Raw genomic sequence first — 16,046 nt, 5'->3', positions numbered from 1 at the left:
GCGCACCGCGGCGTGCCAACAGGCTTCACGCCAACACCTTGGTGCGCGTGGATCCCGGCCTTCGCCGGGATGACGGCGGTTTTTCTTCGGCCTACAGCCCGCCAGACGCGATGTTGGCGCGAAGCCCGTTGGTACGCCTCGGTATGCCTCAGAGCGATACCCCGGCACTCGTGGATTCCGGCCTTCGCCGGAATGACGACGTTCTTTCTCACGGCCGGCACTTATGGCATGCAGCAAGCGCCCTCTCCCGGGCGTCAGTCCATCAAGCATCGGCCGTCTTACCCGTGCGCCCCCGCCTCGTACCACCCCTTGCTGCGGTTGACGACCCGCACCACCAGCAGCATCACCGGCACCTCGATGAGCACGCCCACCACGGTGGCCAGCGCCGCGCCGGACTCGAAGCCGAACAGGCTGATAGCCGCGGCCACCGCCAGTTCGAAGAAGTTGCTCGCCCCGATCAGCGCCGACGGGCAGGCCACGCTGTGCGACTCGCCCAGCCGGCGGTTGAGCCAGTACGCCAGGGCCGAATTGAAGAAGACCTGGATCAGGATGGGCACCGCCAGCATCGCGATCACCAGCGGCTGCCTGAGGATGGCCTCGCCCTGGAACGCGAACAGCAGCACCAGCGTGGCCAGCAGCGCCGTGATGGACCAGGGGCCGATGCGCGCCAGCGCCGCGTCGAAGGCCGCTTGCCCGCGCTTGAGCAGCGCCTTGCGCCAAAGCTGCGCGGCGATCACCGGGATGACGATGTAGAGCACCACCGACGTGACCAGCGTGTCCCACGGCACGGTGATGGCCGACAGGCCCAGCAGCAGCGCCACGATGGGCGCGAAGGCGAACACCATGATGGTGTCGTTGAGCGCCACCTGCGACAGCGTGAACAGCGGATGCCCGTTGGTCAGCCGGCTCCACACGAACACCATGGCCGTGCAGGGCGCGGCGGCCAGCAGGATCAAACCCGCCACGTAGCTGTCCAACTGCGCGGCCGGCAAGTACGGCGCGAAGACGTGGCGCACGAACACCCAGCCCAGCAGCGCCATCGAAAACGGCTTGACGGCCCAGTTCACGAACAGCGTGACGCCGATGCCGCGCCAGTGGTGGCGCACCTGGTGCAGCGAGCCGAAGTCCACTTTCAGCAGCATCGGGATGACCATCACCCAGATCAGCAAGCCCACCGGCAGGTTGACCTTTGCCACCTCCATGCGGCCTATGGCCTGGACGGGGCCGGGCAGCATCTGACCCAGCGCGATGCCGGCGACGATGCACAGAAACACCCACACGGTCAGCCAGCGCTCGAAGACGCTCATGGGCGCCGGCTTGACGGCGGCGGCGGCGGGAGCTGCCTTGCTCAGCGTGTTGCTCATGGCTGGATTCCCCGCTTCAGCTTCGGCCAATGCCGGCCAGCGCCGCCTGCAGCGCGTCGCGGCCCATGCTTTCCAGCGGGAGGGCCAGGAGTTGCAGCATGCGGTAGCCGATCGCCTGTCGCGTCAGCTCGAAAGCGCGGCGCTTGCCCTCATCGCCGCCCTCGGCGTTGGACGGATCGGGGTAGCCCCAGTGCACCTTCACCGGCTCGCCCGCACCGCCGAAGAACACCGGGCAGGTTTCGGACGCGGCGCTGTCGCACACGGTGATGACGATGGACAGCGGCGGCGCCCCCTCGGCCGTGAACTCGTCCCAGCACTTGCTGCGAAAGGCACTGGTGTCCACCCCGGCGTTGTGCAGCGCCTCCAGCGCGAAGGGGTTGATGCGACCGCTGGGCGCGCTGCCGGCGCTGTGGGCGCGCACGTCGCGTTGGAGGCGCGCGGCCAGGTGGTTGAGCATGCCCTCGCCCAGCACGCTGCGGGCGGAGTTGTGGGTGCAGAGGATCAGGACGTGGACGGTCATCGCGGCGGTGCGGGCGTGAGGGCGAAGGAAGGGAAACGGGGACGGCGAGGCAGCACCTCGCCGGCAGCGGCGGGCCGGGCCTCGGCGCCGCCGCCCGCGTGAAACGTCAGCAGCAGGAGCCGGCTGACTTCACCGCGATGCCCACCGGCTTGCCGCGCGGCGTGCAGCAGGCGGCGGCCTGCGGCTCAGCGGCGGCCGGCGCCGGGACGCAGCAGGCACTGGACTCGGCCGGCGCGGTGGACGCGGCTTCAGTCACGGGCGAGCAGCACGCGGCCGCCTGCGCGGCGGCGGCAGCGGGCACGGCTTCGGCCGCAGACCCCTGCCCCGGCGTGCAGCAGGTTTCAGAAGCGTCGGCAGCCTCGCCCTCGCGGAACACGGGGATGCTGCCCAGCGTGTGGAAGTGTTCCCAGGCGATGCCTTGCGGGTCCGTGATCCAGTGCTTCTCGCTGCGGGCGTAGCAGCAGGTGGTGGCGCCCTCGTCCAGCAGCGCCATGTCGGCGGCCTCGGCGCGGGCCTTCATGGCGGCGAGCTCGGCGGGGTCGTCGGTCTGCACGCCCAGGTGGTCGATGTGGCCGGCCTCGCCGCGGGTGGAGATGGCGAAGTTCACGGCGGGGTCGTCCAGCATCCACTTGGCGTAGTCGCTCTCCAGCCGCGCCGGCTCGGCGGCGAACAGCTTCGAATAGAAAGCGACGCTCTTGTCGAGGTCGGCAACGTGCAGGTGGACGTGGAATCGCTTCATCTCGGGTCTCCTTGGGTGGTGGGGTGAGCGGCGGGCTCAGCAGCCGCAGGGCTTGGCCGCGGGCAGGCAGGCCGCGCCCTGGCAGCAGTTCTCGGTGAGGTAGGCCAGCAGCCCGTTCATCTGGTCGAACGCGGCGCGGTAGATGAGGTTGCGGCCGTCGCGCTCCTGCGACACCAGGCCAGCGTTGGCCAGCTCCTTGAGGTGGAACGACAGCGTGGAGGCCGGCGTCCCCAGCGCCTCGGCCAGCGCCCCGGGCGTGAGCCCCGCCTGCCCCGCGACGACCAGCGCGCGAAACGCCTGCAAACGCGCCGGTTGAGCCAGCGCGGCGAGGGATCGGACAACGTCTTTCTCTTCCATATTTCCAATTTACTAGAAATATTGGAGGAAGACAAGCTCAACGAAAGGGGCGGTGCCGCGAGGAAAGTGGATCTCTTGAGGCAGCCCAGCGGCAAGGGCGTTTCGCTTCTTGACCCGTCATGCCCGCGAAAGCGGGCATCCACCCTGGCCGGGGTGCTGGAGTGCTGGCGGCAGCCTTGGGCGATGCGGTTTGAAGGCCGTACCTCGGCATTCGTGGATGCCCGCTTTCGCGGGCATGACGAAGTAGTAGGCGCAGCACCTTAGCCGACGGGATACCCCTAGCAGCCGCTAAGCCCCGTCCACCCCGGGCGGCAAACCACCCTGCCCGCCCGCCTCCGCCGCCGCCAACCGCAGTGCCTTCTGCTGCGCCCGCCGCTCGCGAAAAAAGCTGCGCAGCAGGTCGCCGCACTCCTCGCCCAGCAGCCCGCCTTCTATGAGCGTCTGGTGGTTCAGCTCGCGGTAGCCGAAGAGGTCGAGCACTGAGCCGGCCACGCCGGTCTTGGGGTCGGTGGCGCCAAAGACGATGCGCTTGAACCGCGCGTGCATCAGCGCCATGGCGCACATGGCGCAGGGCTCCAGCGTCACGAACAACTCGCAGTCGGGCAGCCGGTAGTTGCGCTGGCGCAGCGCCGCCGCGCGCAGGGCGACGACTTCGGCGTGCGCCGTGGGGTCGTGCGTGCTGATGGGCTGGTTGAAGCCGGAGGCGATGACCTCGCCGTTCAGCACGATCACAGCCCCCACCGGCACCTCGCCCGCCGCATGCGCTTGCGTGGCCTGGGCCAGGGCCAGGCGCATGGCGGCCTCGTCGTTCAACACCGCGGGCGCGGTCATGCCCTTACCTCGCCGTTACTCACCGAAAGCCACCTGCACATACAACCAAAAAGCCCCGGCCGGGGAGCGGCCCGGGCTGCATCAAAACATGGAGGGCTGAATTATTGACCGAATAGCTGCGGCTCATCTGCAGCAGCGAAAACCAGTCGAAGGCATAGCTGGCGATTAGGATAATCAACAACTCAGGAAAAGTGCGCCGCACCCGGCGCATGCAAAACTCGCCAAAGCTGAACATTCCCTAGTTTAGGTTCTCGAAAAATTAGCAAATCTTCAAGCAAGATCTGCTGAATAAATCACTTGCAGGTTAGCCAGAGCGCGCACCGCAGTTCAAAATTGCGCCGCAAGCGCCACATATCGGGCCACATGTTCCGCTGGCGGGAAAAAGACGGCACGAAATGCGGAAATTCCCATGTAATCGGAGGGCCAACCTATTGCACCGCCATGGTCGACCAACCAGACGGCACTCGGCGATCGGGGTGGACAGCAGGCAGATTTCAACGTCACCAAGCCGTCATTTTGCCCCTCCAATTGACCCAGGGCACGCGTCAATTCGAACAGCAACGAACCATGGCCGACATTCTGAGCCACGCAGGCCACCTCCTTGTAATGAACGCTTGAACGGTCCGGATCATGCAATTCCGTTCTTGTTTTCAGATCATGCAACGCTCCAGCATCTCGTTTGAAGACATCCCGCAGCCAACCGGGAATATGGGCATAGAGCACATGGGTGTCGTTCAGGAACGCGTCAGCGACGGGCGTGCCGAAATGGGGTGTAGCAACGGCGACGAGATTCTTGATACGGCGCCCCACCGCCTCGTATCTGGCGATGACACGCCGTGCATCCAGACCACCCATACTGTGTGCAATGATGGACAATTCCGAATCGCCTAGCCAATTGACAATGGCATCGGCCAATTGCTGGCTGCGATTATCTAGGGAGCCCAGTGGACTTACTGATGGCACCAGCACGCGATGCCCATGTTTCTCCAGCGCGGCTTTCACCCCATTGAAATATTTGATGTAATTCTCACCTACCGGCCAAAAATTTTCGCCAAACCCCAGAAATCCATGAGCCAGTACGATGTTTGCCATGTCGCTTCTCTCCTGAACGACCATTGCCGAGCAAACAATTTTCAGGCGTCCAGAACAACCGCAATCGCCTGACTTGTAAGTCAACGGCAACACTGATGCCTCTTTAAGCAGGCTCTTGTCCAGTCGCTGCTTTCTTTCTTAGTAAGCGTTCTACAAAGACCTCAGATATTTCAAACCCATTCGAACTGACTGCTTTAAAAATCATTTGCTTCCAAGAAAATTTCACCCATTAATCACAAACCATCAAAAAAGCCGTTGACCCCAGGTTCCTAACCCAGCGTCAACGGCCTTAATCAGACGTCAAGCGGCCTTTTCAAGCCGCTCCACCTTTATTCCCACTCAATCGTCGCCGGCGGCTTAGACGAAACGTCATAAGTCACGCGAGAAATCCCGCGCACCTCATTGATGATCCGCCCCGACACCTTCTTGAGCAGCGAATAAGGCAGCTCGGCCCAATCGGCCGTCATGAAGTCGGTGGTTTGCACGGCGCGCAGCGCGACGACGTAGTCGTAGGTGCGGCCGTCGCCCATCACGCCCACGCTCTTGACGGGCAGGAAGACGGCGAAGGCCTGGCTGGTCAGGTCGTACCAGCTCTTGTTGCTGTGCGAGTCGCGCGCGGCGCGCAGCTCCTCGATGAAGATCGCGTCGGCCCGGCGCAGCAGGTCGGCGTATTCCTGCTTCACTTCGCCCAGGATGCGCACGCCCAGGCCCGGGCCGGGGAACGGATGGCGGTACACCATCTCCGGCGGCAGGCCCAGCGCCACGCCCAGCTCGCGCACCTCGTCCTTGAACAGCTCGCGCAGCGGCTCCAGCAGCTTCAGGCCCAGCGTCTCCGGCAGGCCGCCCACGTTGTGGTGGCTCTTGATGGTCACGGCCTTCTTGGTCTTGGTGCCGCCGGACTCGACCACGTCGGGGTAGATCGTGCCCTGCGCCAGCCACTTGGCGTTGGTCAGCTTCTTGGCCTCGGCCTGGAAGACTTCCACGAACTCGCGGCCGATGATCTTGCGCTTCTGCTCGGGGTCGCTCACGCCCTTGAGGTGGCCCATGAACTGCCCGGTGGCGTCCACGTGCACGACCTTGGCGTGCAGCTTGCCGGCGAACATCTCCATCACCATGCGGCCTTCGTTCAGGCGCAGCAGGCCGTGGTCCACGAACACGCAGGTGAGCTGGTCGCCAATGGCACGGTGGATCAGCGCCGCGGCGACGCTGGAATCCACGCCGCCGGACAGGCCCAGGATCACTTCCTCGTCGCCCACCTGCTCGCGGATGCGGGCCACCGCCTCCTCGATGTAGTCGTTCATCACCCAGTCCGGCTTGCAGCCGGCGATGTCGAGCACGAAGCGGTTGAGCATGGCCGCGCCCTGCAGCGTGTGCGTCACCTCGGGGTGGAACTGCACGGCGTAGTAGCGGCGGTCTTCGTCGGCCATGCCGGCGAATTCGCAGGACGGCGTGGAAGCCATCAGCTTGAAGCCCGGGGGCAGCGCGGTGACCTTGTCGCCGTGGCTCATCCAGACCTTGAGCATCCCGTGGCCTTCGGCCGTGGTGAAGTCCTCGATGCCCTGCAGCAGTTGCGTGTGGCCGTGGGCGCGGACCTCGGCGTAGCCGAACTCGCGGTGGTCGCTCCACTCCACCTTGCCGCCGAGCTGGTGGGCCATGGTCTGCATGCCGTAGCAGATGCCCAGCACCGGGACGCCGGCGTCCCACACGGCCTGCGGGGCGCGCAGCTCGTGGTCTTCGTAGGTGCTGCCGTGGCTGCCCGACAGGATGATGCCCTTGGGCGCGAAGGACTTGATGAAGTCGTCCGACACGTCGTTGGGATGGATCTCGCAATACACGTGCGCCTCGCGCACCCGGCGCGCGATGAGCTGCGTGACCTGCGAGCCGAAATCGAGGATGAGGATCTTGTCGTGCATGAGGAGTGCTCTCAGGCCGCCGTGGAGGCGGCGGCGGTGGCGCTGCGCTGGCGTCGGAAGTGGCGCATGGCGATGACGGCCGACACGGCCTGCAGCAGCGCGCAGAAGTAGAAGGGAAGGCCTATCCAGATGTCGCCCTGCGGACGGTGCGACACCAGCGACAGCAGCCCGGCGCCGGTGAGCGGCGCCACGACGGCCATCAGGCTGCCAAGAGAGGAAACGGAGCCCATGGTGCGGCCCTGGCGCGAGGCGTCGGCGGCGTTGGACACCAGGCTCTGCAACGAGGCCGTGACGGTGAAGCCCAGCACGTTGAAGAAGACCACGGCGTACATCATCCAGCCCACCGGCGCGAGGCCCCAGACCAGATAGCACAGCGAGGACGACACCAGTCCCAGCTGCACCAGCCGCTGCGGCGTGGTGCGCTTGAGGAACTGGCGCATCAGCCCGCCCTGCACCAGCACGGACATGACGCCCACCACGAACAGGCTCCAGCCGTTCTCGCGCGGGCCCCAGCCGAACTTCAGGCTGGTGTAGAGCACCCAGCTGGAGTGCATGGTGAACTGCGCCAGGTTGCCCAGGGCGATCACGGCCACCAGCGGGCCAATGCCGCGCAACTGGCTCAGCTCGCGCAGCGCGGACACGGGGTTGGCCCGCTTCCACTCGAAGGCGCGGCGGCTGGCGGCCGGCAGGCTCTCGGGCAACACGAACAGGCCGTAGGCCGTGTTGAGCAGCGCCAGGCACCCGGCCACGTAGAACGGCAGGTGCACGTCGATGTCACCCAGCAGGCCGCCGGTGACGGGGCCCAGGATGAAGCCGACGCCGAACGTCGCCCCCAGCATGCCGAAGCGCTTGGCGCGCTCCTGCGGCGTGCTGATGTCGGCCACGTAGGACTGCGCCACGGCCGAGTTGGCCTGCAGCGCGCCGCCTATCACGCGCACCAGCAGCAGCGCGCCCAAGGCGGGCGCCCAGGCGGTGGCGAAGAAGGTGAAGGCCAGGCCGCAGAATCCGATCAGCAGCACGGGGCGGCGGCCGTAGCGGTCGGACATCGCGCCCAACAGGGGCGAGCCGAAGAAGTTCGCCACGGCGAAGCCCAGGCTCAGCATGCCGAACCAGAAGGCCTGGTCCGTCGCGCTGCCGGTGAAGTGGCCTACCAGCACGGGCAACACCGGGAAGATCATGCCGATGGACATCATGTCTATCAGCACCGTGACCAGGATGAAGGGCATGGCGGCGCGGCGGCCGGAGCCGCGGGTGCTGTTGCCGCCCTGCCCGGGCTGGTCGTTCTGGTCGGGAGTGGGTCCTGCAGTCGTCACGGCCGCGCCCGCTTATTCCATGCGGTAGTTGGGCGCTTCCTTCGTGATCTGCACGTCGTGGACGTGGCTCTCGCGCACGCCGGCGCTGGTGATCTCGACGAACTCGGCACGCTCGTGCATCTGCGCGATCGTGGCGCAGCCGCAGTAGCCCATGGAGGCGCGCAGGCCACCGGCCATCTGGAAGACGATGCTGATCATCGAGCCCTTGTAGGGCACGCGGCCTTCGATGCCTTCCGGCACCAGCTTGTCCGCGTTGGGGTTGGTGGTCTCGTCGTTTTCCTGGAAGTAGCGGTCGGCGGAACCGGCCTTCATGGCGCCGATGGAGCCCATGCCGCGGTAGCCCTTGTAGCTGCGGCCCTGGAATAGGAAGACCTCGCCCGGCGACTCCTCGGTGCCGGCGAACATGCCGCCCATCATCACGGTGCTGGCACCGGCGGCGACGGCCTTGGCGATGTCGCCGGAGTAGCGGATGCCGCCGTCGGCGATCAGCGGCACGCCCGTGCCCTGCAGCGCGGTGGCGACGTTGTCGATGGCGGTGATCTGCGGCACGCCCACGCCCGCGACGATGCGGGTGGTGCAGATGGAGCCGGGGCCGATGCCGACCTTCACGCCGTCGGCGCCGTTCTCAACGAGGGCCAGCGCGGCGGCGCCGGTGGCGATGTTGCCGCCGATGACGTCCACCTGCGGGAAGTTCTGCTTCACCCAGCGCACGCGCTCCAGCACGCCGAGGCTGTGGCCGTGGGCGGTGTCGACCACCAGCACGTCCACGCCAGCCTTCACGAGCAGCTCCACGCGCTCCTCTGTGCCCTCGCCCACGCCGACGGCCGCGCCCACGCGCAGCTTGCCGTGCGCGTCACGCGCGGCGTTGGGGAAGTTGGTCTGCTTGGTGATGTCCTTGACGGTCATCAGGCCGCGCAGCTCGAAGGCGTCGTTGACCACCAGCACGCGCTCCAGCTTGTGCTTGTGCATCAGGGCCTTGCCCTCTTCCAGCGAGGCGCCTTCCTTGACCGTGACCAGGCGCTCGCGTGGGGTCATGATCTCGCGCACGGGAGCGTCCATGCGCGTCTCGAAGCGCAGGTCGCGGCCGGTGACGATGCCCACCACCGTCTTGCCTTCCAGCACGGGGAAGCCGGAGATGCCGTGGTGCTCGGACAGCGCCTTGACCTGGCGCACGGGGGTGTCGGGGGTGACCGTCAGGGGATCGCGCAGCAGGCCCGACTCATAGCGCTTGACGCGGGCCACTTCGGCGGCCTGCTGTTGCGGGCTGAGGTTCTTGTGAACGATGCCGATGCCGCCTTCCTGGGCGATGGTGATCGCGAGGCGGGCTTCGGTGACGGTGTCCATCGCGGCGGACACCAGGGGCAGGTTCAGCGAGATGTTGCGAGACAGCTTGGTGGCGAGGCTGGTATCGCGGGGCAGGACCTGGGAGAAAGCCGGCACCAACAACACGTCGTCGAAGGTGAGTGCTTTGCCAAGTAGGCGCATGAGAAGGCTCCAGACGCAAAAGCGGATTATAGGAAACCCCCCTTGCATGTTCCCTTCGTCCGGGTGCCACGGGGCTTGTGCAACGCATCACGCCGTGCACGGGCGGGAGGGCTCCCGCCGAAGAGCAGCCCTCGTAAAGCCCTGTCAGGCAGGGCGTTTGCGGCGTCCGCCCTGGGCCTGGTAGCGCACGCGGCGGGCCTCCTTGGGGTCCACCTGAAGGCCGCGGCAAAGCTCCACGCGGTCGCCTTCGCGCAGCGGGTGGTCTGCCGCTTCGGCGCGGCCCCAGACGCTGAAGGACAGGGACTGCACGCTGAAGTGTGGATATTTCGTGAGCAATCCGCTTTCCTGCACGGCCTGCTGCAGCGTGGCGCCGTCGGCCAGTTGCAGCCTCACCACGTCCACTTCGCGCGGCGCGGGGCTGAAGACGACTTCGACTTGCATGGGGGAGCTTTCTTCTTCAGCGCGGGCCGTGGACCTGCTCGGCGCGCTTCACGAAGGCATCGACGAAGGTGTTGGCGATGCGGTCGAAGACGGGGCTCACGACCAGCTCCAGCGCGCGGCTGGAGAAGGCGTAGCGCAGGTCGAACTCGATGCGGCAGGCCTTGGGCTCGGTGCCGGGGGCGCCCAGGGGGTGGAAGATCCAGGTGCCGTCGAGCATGGAGAACGGCCCGTCCACCAGCTCCATGCGGACCTCGCGGCCGGGGACCTGGGTGTTGCGGGTGGTGAAGTTGTGGCGCACGCCGGCGTAATGGAGATGCAGCCTGGCGGTCATCGCGTTCTCGGCGCGATCCAGCACCTCGGCGCGGTCGCACCAAGGCAGGAAGGCCGGATAGTCCTCGACGCCGGTCACCAGGTCATAGATCTCGCGCGGCGTGTACCACAGCAGGACCGACTTCTTCACGTGCTTCATACAATGGCGGGATTGTAGGGGCCGCGTCCGGCCCCATCTTTTTGCACATGCCGCCCTCCAATTCCGCACTTATCGCCGAGAACCGCCGCGCCCGCTTCGAGTACCACATCGAGGAGCAATTCGAGGCCGGCATGGTGCTTGCGGGCTGGGAGGTCAAGGCCATTCGCGCCGGCCAGATCCAGCTCACCGACGGCTACGTCGTCATCCGCGATGGGGAGCTGTTCCTCATCGGTTGCCGCATCAATGCGCTGCGCAGCGCCTCCACGCACGTCTTGCCCGAGCCTGACCGGACCAAGAAGCTGCTGATGAAGAAGGAGGAGATCCGCCGCCTCATCGGCAAGGTCGAGCAGCGCGGCTTCACGCTCGTCCCCTTGAACCTTCACTACAAGAACGGCCTGGTGAAGGCGCAGATCGCCCTGGCCAAGGGCAAGGCCCAGCACGACAAGCGCGAGACCGAAAAGCAGCGCGACTGGGAGCGCGAAAAGGGGCGGCTGATGCGGCACAAGGTGTCGACGAAGGCGTGATGTGGGCTGGGTGAGGCTCATGCTTTGCTACGGCCGTAAGCCGACCCGCCCCGCCCTCTGATCCGTCATGCCCGCGAAAGCGGGCATCCACGCGCGCCGATACGGCGCCCTGGATACGGCGGCATCACGCGACGCAGTTCGAAGGCTGCACCTCGGCGATCGTGGATGCCCGCTTTCGCGGGCATGACGAAGTAGAGAGTGCGGCGATTGAGCTTTCGGCCAACGCCCTCACTTCGTCATTCCCCCTCACCTCAGCCGATAACTCCCGCTGTGCCCCTGCACGCGCGCCTTGCGCGCGGCGATCCAGGCCATGGCGCGCAGCTCCACGTGGTGGTGGAACAGCGCCCCGGCGCACAGGCTTGAACCCCATGCCACCGCGATGCCCAGCGCCTGCCACAGCGGCTCAGCCGGCATGAAGGCCGTGAACGCCGCGTTCACCACCAGGCACACCGGGAAGTGCACCAGGAACACGCCGTAGCTGATGCGCGAGACGTAGGCCATGGCGCGCCCAGCGCGGCCCTGCGCCTTGGGCACCCAGTGCGGGCGCCACTGCAGCACGCCCAGCAGCAGCGCCACCAGCGCCGCCACGGCAACGCGTTCGCGGAACTCGGTTGCCAGGGCAACCACCACCAGCACGCCCAGGGCGACGAGCGCCACCTTGCGCGGCCGGGGGCCGCTCCACCACGCCACCAGCACGCCCAGGCCGTAGGCGCCGAAGAAATACAGCGCCACCTCGTCCCAGCCGGACTGCAGGTTGAAGTACAGCAGCGAGCCGCCCACGGCCAGCAGCACCAGGCCCGGCGCCATGCGGCGGCGCAGGCCCCCTTCGCGCTCCATCCACGCGCCCAGGGCCAGCAGGCCCAGCAGCATGGCGTAGAGCTGGAAATCGATGGCCACGTACCAGACGCCGGCCGAGAGGGCCTCGAAGTCCAGCAGGTCGTGCAGCAGCAGCACGTGCGCCAGCAACTGCGCCGGGCGCGGCGGGTTGGAGATGCTGTCGTGCTCCATCCACTCGCCGGCCAGCGCCGAGGCGGCAATGGCGATCAGCAGCATGGCCGCATAGGGCAGCACCAGGCGCGCGTAGCGGTCGCCCAGCAGGCCCCAGGGCGCGGCCTGCGGCTTGAGGCGGCCTTGCGGCGCCAGGCTGCGCGCGGCCAGGAAGCCGCCCAGCACCAGGAACACCTGCACCGCCACGCGGGCATGCTGGGACAGCCATTCGAAGAGGCCCGGTGCCAGGGGCGAGGCCACGTCCGACATCGGCCCGTAGAAGGCCAGGTGGTGCAGGACGATCAACTGGCACGCGACGGCCTTGAGCGCATCCACGTGCGCCCAACGGGAGGCGGCGGACTTCATGCTCGCTCGTCCAGGACGGCGAGCGCCTGCTCCAGGTCGGCGATCAGGTCTTCAACCGCTTCCAGCCCCAGGCTGAAGCGGATGAGCGTGCCGCGGTAGGGCGTGGGCCGCTCGCGCAGGCTGGCCGCGTCGTAGGGCACGGCCAGGCTGATGGGCCCGCCCCAGGACCAGCCGATGCGGAAGAATTTCAGCGCATCCACCACCGCGTCGGCCTGCGCGGGCGTGTAGCGCGCATCCAGCTCCACGGCGAAGAGGCCGGCCGCGGCCGAGCAGGTGTCGGCCCAGGCCTCGTGGCCGGGCGCGCCGGGCAGTGCGGGGTGCAGCACGCGGACGAACTCCGGCCGCTGCTCGCACCAGCGCGCAAGCTCGCGGCCCGCGGCGTCCTGCGCCGCGTAGCGCAGCGGCAGCGAGGGCAGCGAGCGCAGCACGGCTTCCACGTCGTTCAGGCCCACGCCAAGCCCCAAGCGGCTGTGGGCCAGGGCCAGGCGCTTGTAGAGGCGCTCGTCCGCCGTGACGACGGAGCCCATGAGCACGTCGCCGCCGCCGGAGGGATATTTCGTGAGGGCGTGCACCGTGAGGTCCACGCCGAGGGCGAAGGCGTCGAAGGCGATGCCGGCGCCCCAGGTGTTGTCCAGCGCGATCACGGCCCGAGGGGCGTGCTCGCGGATGGCCTTGATGAGCGCGCGCAGATCCGGGAACTCCATGGTCACGGAGCCCGCGGCCTCCAGCCACACCAGTTTCACTTTGGGCGAGAGCAGCGCGGCCAGCGAGGCCGGGTCCATGGCGTCGTAGACCCGGTGCGTGATGCCCCAGCTCCGCAGCTCATGCCGCGCCAACGTCTTGCCGGGCCCATAGGCGTTGTCGGGCAGCAGCAGCTCGTCGTCCTGGGCCAGCAGCGCCATGTCCACCAGCGAGATGGCGGCGAGCCCGCTGGGGGCCAGCAGCGCCTGCTGGCCGCCTTCCAGCGAGGCGATGCGCGCCTCCAGCGTGAAGGTGGTGGGCGTGCCGTGCAGGCCGTAGGTGTAGGCCGACTTGTCCAGCCAACTGTGCGTGCGCAGCGCCGCCGTGTTCGGGAAGAACACGGTGGAAGCCTTGTGCACGCCGACCACGGGCGAGGCGAAATCCGCCGGGGGCACGTAGTCGTGATGGATCAGCGAGGTACTGCGCGACTTTTCGGTCATACGGGCATGCCAACCAGGTCGTGCCCTTCCGCGGCCACGATGCGCACGCGGGTGAACTCTCCCACCTTGAGCGTGCGCGAGGCTTTTTCGGGGGGGAGGATGCGCACGGTGCCGTCGATTTCCGGCGCATCGGCGTAAGTGCGGCCAACGCCCCCCTTGCGGCCCAGGGCCGGGGCGCTGTCCACCAGCACCTGCATGGTGGCGCCGACGCGGCGCTGCAGCTTCTGCACCGAGAGGGCTTCCGCGGTGGCCATGAAGCGCGCGCGGCGTTCCTCGCGCACGGCATCCGGCACGGCACCGGACAGCTCATTGGCCGTGGCGCCCTGCACCGGCGAGTAGGCGAAGCAGCCCGCGCGGTCGATTTGCGCCTCCTGCATGAACTGCAACAGGTAGACGAATTCTTCCTCGGTTTCTCCGGGAAAACCCGCAATGAAGGTGCTGCGGATGACCAGCTCCGGGCAGATTTCACGCCACTTGGCGATGCGCTCCAGGTGGCGCTCGCCGCTGGCCGGGCGCTTCATGCGCTTGAGCACGTCGGGGTGGGCGTGCTGCAGCGGGATGTCCAGGTACGGCAGGATGCGGCCGGTGGCCATGAGCGGCAGCACTTCGTCCACGTGCGGGTACGGGTAGACGTAGTGCAGCCGCACCCAGGCGCCGTACTGCTCGGCCAGCGCGCCGAGCTGCTCGCACAGCTCCAGCATGCGCGTGCGCACGGGCTTGCCGTCCCAGAAGCCGGTGCGGTACTTCACGTCCACGCCGTAGGCGCTGGTGTCCTGGCTGACGACCAGCAGCTCCTTCACGCCGGACTCGAACAGCGCGCGGGCCTCGCCCAACACGTCGCCGATGGGGCGCGAGACCAGGTCGCCGCGCAGGCTGGGGATGATGCAGAAGCTGCAGCGGTGGTTGCAGCCCTCGCTGATCTTCAGATACGCGTAGTGCTTGGGCGTGAGCTTGATGCCGGCGGCACCTCGCGCCTCGGGCACCAGGTCCATGAATGGGTCGTGCGGCTTGGGCACGTGCTGGTGCACCGCGTCCATCACTTCCTGCGTGGCATGGGGGCCGGTGACGGCCAGCACCTTGGGGTGCACCTCGCGCACGAGGTTGTCGCCGCCCTGCTGCCCGGTGCGGGCACCCAGGCAGCCGGTGACGATCACCTTGCCGTTCTCGGCCAGGGCCTCGCCGATCGTGTCCAGGCTTTCCTTGACCGCATCGTCGATGAAGCCGCAGGTGTTCACGATCACGAGATCGGCTCCAGCGTAGGTCTTGCTGGTTTCGTAACCCTCGGCGCGCAGCTGGGTGAGGATCAGCTCGGAATCCGTGAGGGCCTTGGGGCAGCCCAGGGACACGAATCCAATGGTGGGCGCCGCCCCTTGCGGCGCGGCGGAGGTAATGCGGTCAGTCATGGCGGGAATTGTCCCGCAAACTTCAAGGCTGACGTTTTGTCCCGGGAAAACCGGGCATGCCGGGGAACAAGGATTCGGCCTGTTTTTGCATCTGTTCCTGCATTTGTGTGAACAATTTCGTGGATTGCTCCATGTAATTGCTCATCAGGCCCTGCATCAACGGCGCCTGCCCGCTCAGGAATTGCGTCCACATTTCCGGCGTGTATTTCTGGGCGTCGTACAGCCCCCTGCCCTGCTCGGCCAGGCGGCTTTGCAATTCGACGAAGGTCTGCAGATTCTTTTCCAGGTAGGAGCCCATCAGGCCCTGCATGGCGTGGCCGTAGAAACGGATGATGTGCGCCAGCATCTGGGTGGAAAACATCGGCACGCCGCCGGTTTCCTCTTCCAGGATGATTTGCAAAAGGATGCTGCGCGTGAGGTCCTCGCCGCTCTTGGCGTCGCGCACTTCGAAGTCGTCGCCATCCAGCACCATCGTTTTCACGTCGGCCAGCGTGATGTAGGCGCTGGTCTGCGTGTCATAGAGACGACGGTTGGGGTACTTCTTGAGGATGCGCGGTCCGCCGTCCTGAGCGGTGTCCGCATCGCCAGCCGTACCGCCTGGACGCTTCAAAGGCATAAAGAGACCTCCGTAACAAACCCGAGGATTTTAGGCGCTCCACGATGAGACAAAGATGCGCCCAGCCAGGAATTCACAGTAGCAACACGATGGCAACGGCAGCTTTCGTCCCGACCGGGAGGACTGGAGCCCTCATCGCGGCTTGCGGCCGCCACCGCGCTGCAGCGGACCCGGCGCTTTCTTCTGCCGCCCGCTCACTTTCTCTTGCAGATCACGAACGACAGGGGCAAAAACGCTGCCGCCAAAGCAAAAAGGCCATCCACACGGATGGCCTCCAGCCTCGACTTCACACCTTGAACGCCGCGCCCCCACCGCGCGAGGACGGTGGTGGAGGTAAGCGGGATCGAACCGCTGACCTCTTGCATGCCATGCAAGCGCTCTCCCAGCTGAGCTATACCCCCGAAAATCGGAATATGCGCCGTTCAAGCCATAAAATCAAAAATAC

Annotated in this window: 17 protein-coding genes, 1 tRNA gene and 1 pseudogene; 1 reads left to right on the top strand and 18 read right to left on the bottom strand. The window is 66.7% G+C overall.

Going from position 1 to position 16,046, the window contains the following annotated elements; all coding sequences use genetic code 11:
• The 13 genes and pseudogenes from ALA01S_RS34500 to ALA01S_RS27100 all read right to left on the bottom strand — a co-directional run.
• Positions 1-212: hypothetical protein (locus ALA01S_RS34500; protein ID WP_218011538.1), on the bottom strand; the 212-nt coding region annotated here is incomplete at its 3' end.
• Positions 213-278: 66 nt separating this feature from the next.
• A complete protein-coding gene (gene arsB, locus ALA01S_RS27155) occupies positions 279-1,364 on the bottom strand; it encodes an ACR3 family arsenite efflux transporter (RefSeq protein ID WP_066342403.1) in 1,086 nt (361 codons plus the stop codon).
• A gap of 16 nt (positions 1,365-1,380) precedes the next feature.
• Positions 1,381-1,884, bottom strand: a complete 504-nt coding sequence (locus ALA01S_RS27150; protein ID WP_066342402.1) for an arsenate reductase ArsC — start codon at positions 1,882-1,884, stop codon at positions 1,381-1,383.
• 262 nt (positions 1,885-2,146) lie between these two features.
• A pseudogene (locus ALA01S_RS35070) lies at positions 2,147-2,623 on the bottom strand (ArsI/CadI family heavy metal resistance metalloenzyme); the annotation flags it as partial.
• Positions 2,624-2,659: 36 nt separating this feature from the next.
• Positions 2,660-2,980 (bottom strand): ArsR/SmtB family transcription factor, encoded by a 321-nt coding sequence (locus ALA01S_RS27140; protein WP_066342400.1) that lies wholly within the window; start codon positions 2,978-2,980, stop codon positions 2,660-2,662.
• A gap of 288 nt (positions 2,981-3,268) precedes the next feature.
• Entirely contained in the window at positions 3,269-3,811 is a 543-nt protein-coding gene (gene tadA, locus ALA01S_RS27135) for a tRNA adenosine(34) deaminase TadA (protein WP_066342399.1), read from the bottom strand.
• 19 nt (positions 3,812-3,830) lie between these two features.
• On the bottom strand, positions 3,831-4,046 hold the full coding sequence (locus ALA01S_RS27130; RefSeq protein WP_066342398.1) for a hypothetical protein: 216 nt from the start codon (positions 4,044-4,046) through the stop codon (positions 3,831-3,833).
• 92 nt (positions 4,047-4,138) lie between these two features.
• The gene (locus ALA01S_RS33590) at positions 4,139-4,903 is read right to left on the bottom strand and encodes an esterase/lipase family protein (protein WP_169806030.1); all 765 of its coding nucleotides are present in this window, start codon (positions 4,901-4,903) and stop codon (positions 4,139-4,141) included.
• Positions 4,904-5,232: 329 nt separating this feature from the next.
• Positions 5,233-6,816 carry a glutamine-hydrolyzing GMP synthase gene (gene guaA / locus ALA01S_RS27120; RefSeq protein WP_066342396.1) on the bottom strand — a complete coding sequence of 528 codons (1,584 nt, stop codon included), beginning with the start codon at positions 6,814-6,816 and terminating at the stop codon, positions 5,233-5,235.
• A gap of 11 nt (positions 6,817-6,827) precedes the next feature.
• Positions 6,828-8,129: an MFS transporter gene (locus tag ALA01S_RS27115; RefSeq protein ID WP_238455972.1), complete on the bottom strand. Its 1,302-nt coding sequence runs from the start codon at positions 8,127-8,129 to the stop codon at positions 6,828-6,830.
• 12 nt (positions 8,130-8,141) lie between these two features.
• On the bottom strand, positions 8,142-9,614 hold the full coding sequence (gene guaB, locus ALA01S_RS27110) for an IMP dehydrogenase (protein WP_066342395.1): 1,473 nt from the start codon (positions 9,612-9,614) through the stop codon (positions 8,142-8,144).
• 144 nt (positions 9,615-9,758) lie between these two features.
• Positions 9,759-10,055: an RnfH family protein gene (locus ALA01S_RS27105; protein ID WP_066342394.1), complete on the bottom strand. Its 297-nt coding sequence runs from the start codon at positions 10,053-10,055 to the stop codon at positions 9,759-9,761.
• A gap of 16 nt (positions 10,056-10,071) precedes the next feature.
• Positions 10,072-10,524, bottom strand: coding sequence for a type II toxin-antitoxin system RatA family toxin (locus ALA01S_RS27100; RefSeq protein ID WP_066342393.1), 453 nt, complete (start codon positions 10,522-10,524; stop codon positions 10,072-10,074).
• Positions 10,525-10,571: 47 nt separating this feature from the next.
• On the opposite strand from ALA01S_RS27100, the gene smpB reads away from it, so the two are divergent.
• A complete protein-coding gene (gene smpB / locus ALA01S_RS27095; protein ID WP_066342392.1) occupies positions 10,572-11,048 on the top strand; it encodes an SsrA-binding protein SmpB in 477 nt (158 codons plus the stop codon).
• Between the two features lie 246 nt (positions 11,049-11,294).
• Here the strand turns inward: smpB and ALA01S_RS27090 are convergent, their stop codons facing one another.
• The 5 genes from ALA01S_RS27090 to ALA01S_RS27070 form a co-directional block, all read right to left on the bottom strand.
• Positions 11,295-12,401, bottom strand: coding sequence for an acyltransferase family protein (locus ALA01S_RS27090; protein ID WP_066342391.1), 1,107 nt, complete (start codon positions 12,399-12,401; stop codon positions 11,295-11,297).
• Positions 12,398-13,582 (bottom strand): PLP-dependent transferase, encoded by a 1,185-nt coding sequence (locus tag ALA01S_RS27085; RefSeq protein ID WP_066342390.1) that lies wholly within the window; start codon positions 13,580-13,582, stop codon positions 12,398-12,400. Before ALA01S_RS27085 ends, ALA01S_RS27090 begins: the two co-directional genes overlap by 4 nt.
• Positions 13,579-14,985, bottom strand: a complete 1,407-nt coding sequence (rimO, locus tag ALA01S_RS27080; protein WP_066342389.1) for a 30S ribosomal protein S12 methylthiotransferase RimO — start codon at positions 14,983-14,985, stop codon at positions 13,579-13,581. The genes ALA01S_RS27085 and rimO overlap by 4 nt, the downstream gene beginning before the upstream one ends.
• Before the next feature lie 22 nt (positions 14,986-15,007).
• Entirely contained in the window at positions 15,008-15,601 is a 594-nt protein-coding gene (phaR, locus tag ALA01S_RS27075) for a polyhydroxyalkanoate synthesis repressor PhaR (RefSeq protein ID WP_066342388.1), read from the bottom strand.
• A gap of 325 nt (positions 15,602-15,926) precedes the next feature.
• Positions 15,927-16,002 (bottom strand) — tRNA-Ala (locus ALA01S_RS27070).
• Positions 16,003-16,046: the final 44 nt, after the last annotated feature.

The sequence above is a fragment of the Azohydromonas lata NBRC 102462 genome (genome assembly GCF_001571085.1).
Classification (GTDB): domain Bacteria; phylum Pseudomonadota; class Gammaproteobacteria; order Burkholderiales; family Burkholderiaceae_C; genus Azohydromonas; species Azohydromonas lata.
The sequence above is the reverse complement of the archived record's forward strand: the minus strand, read 5'-3'. Positions and strand labels throughout refer to the sequence as shown.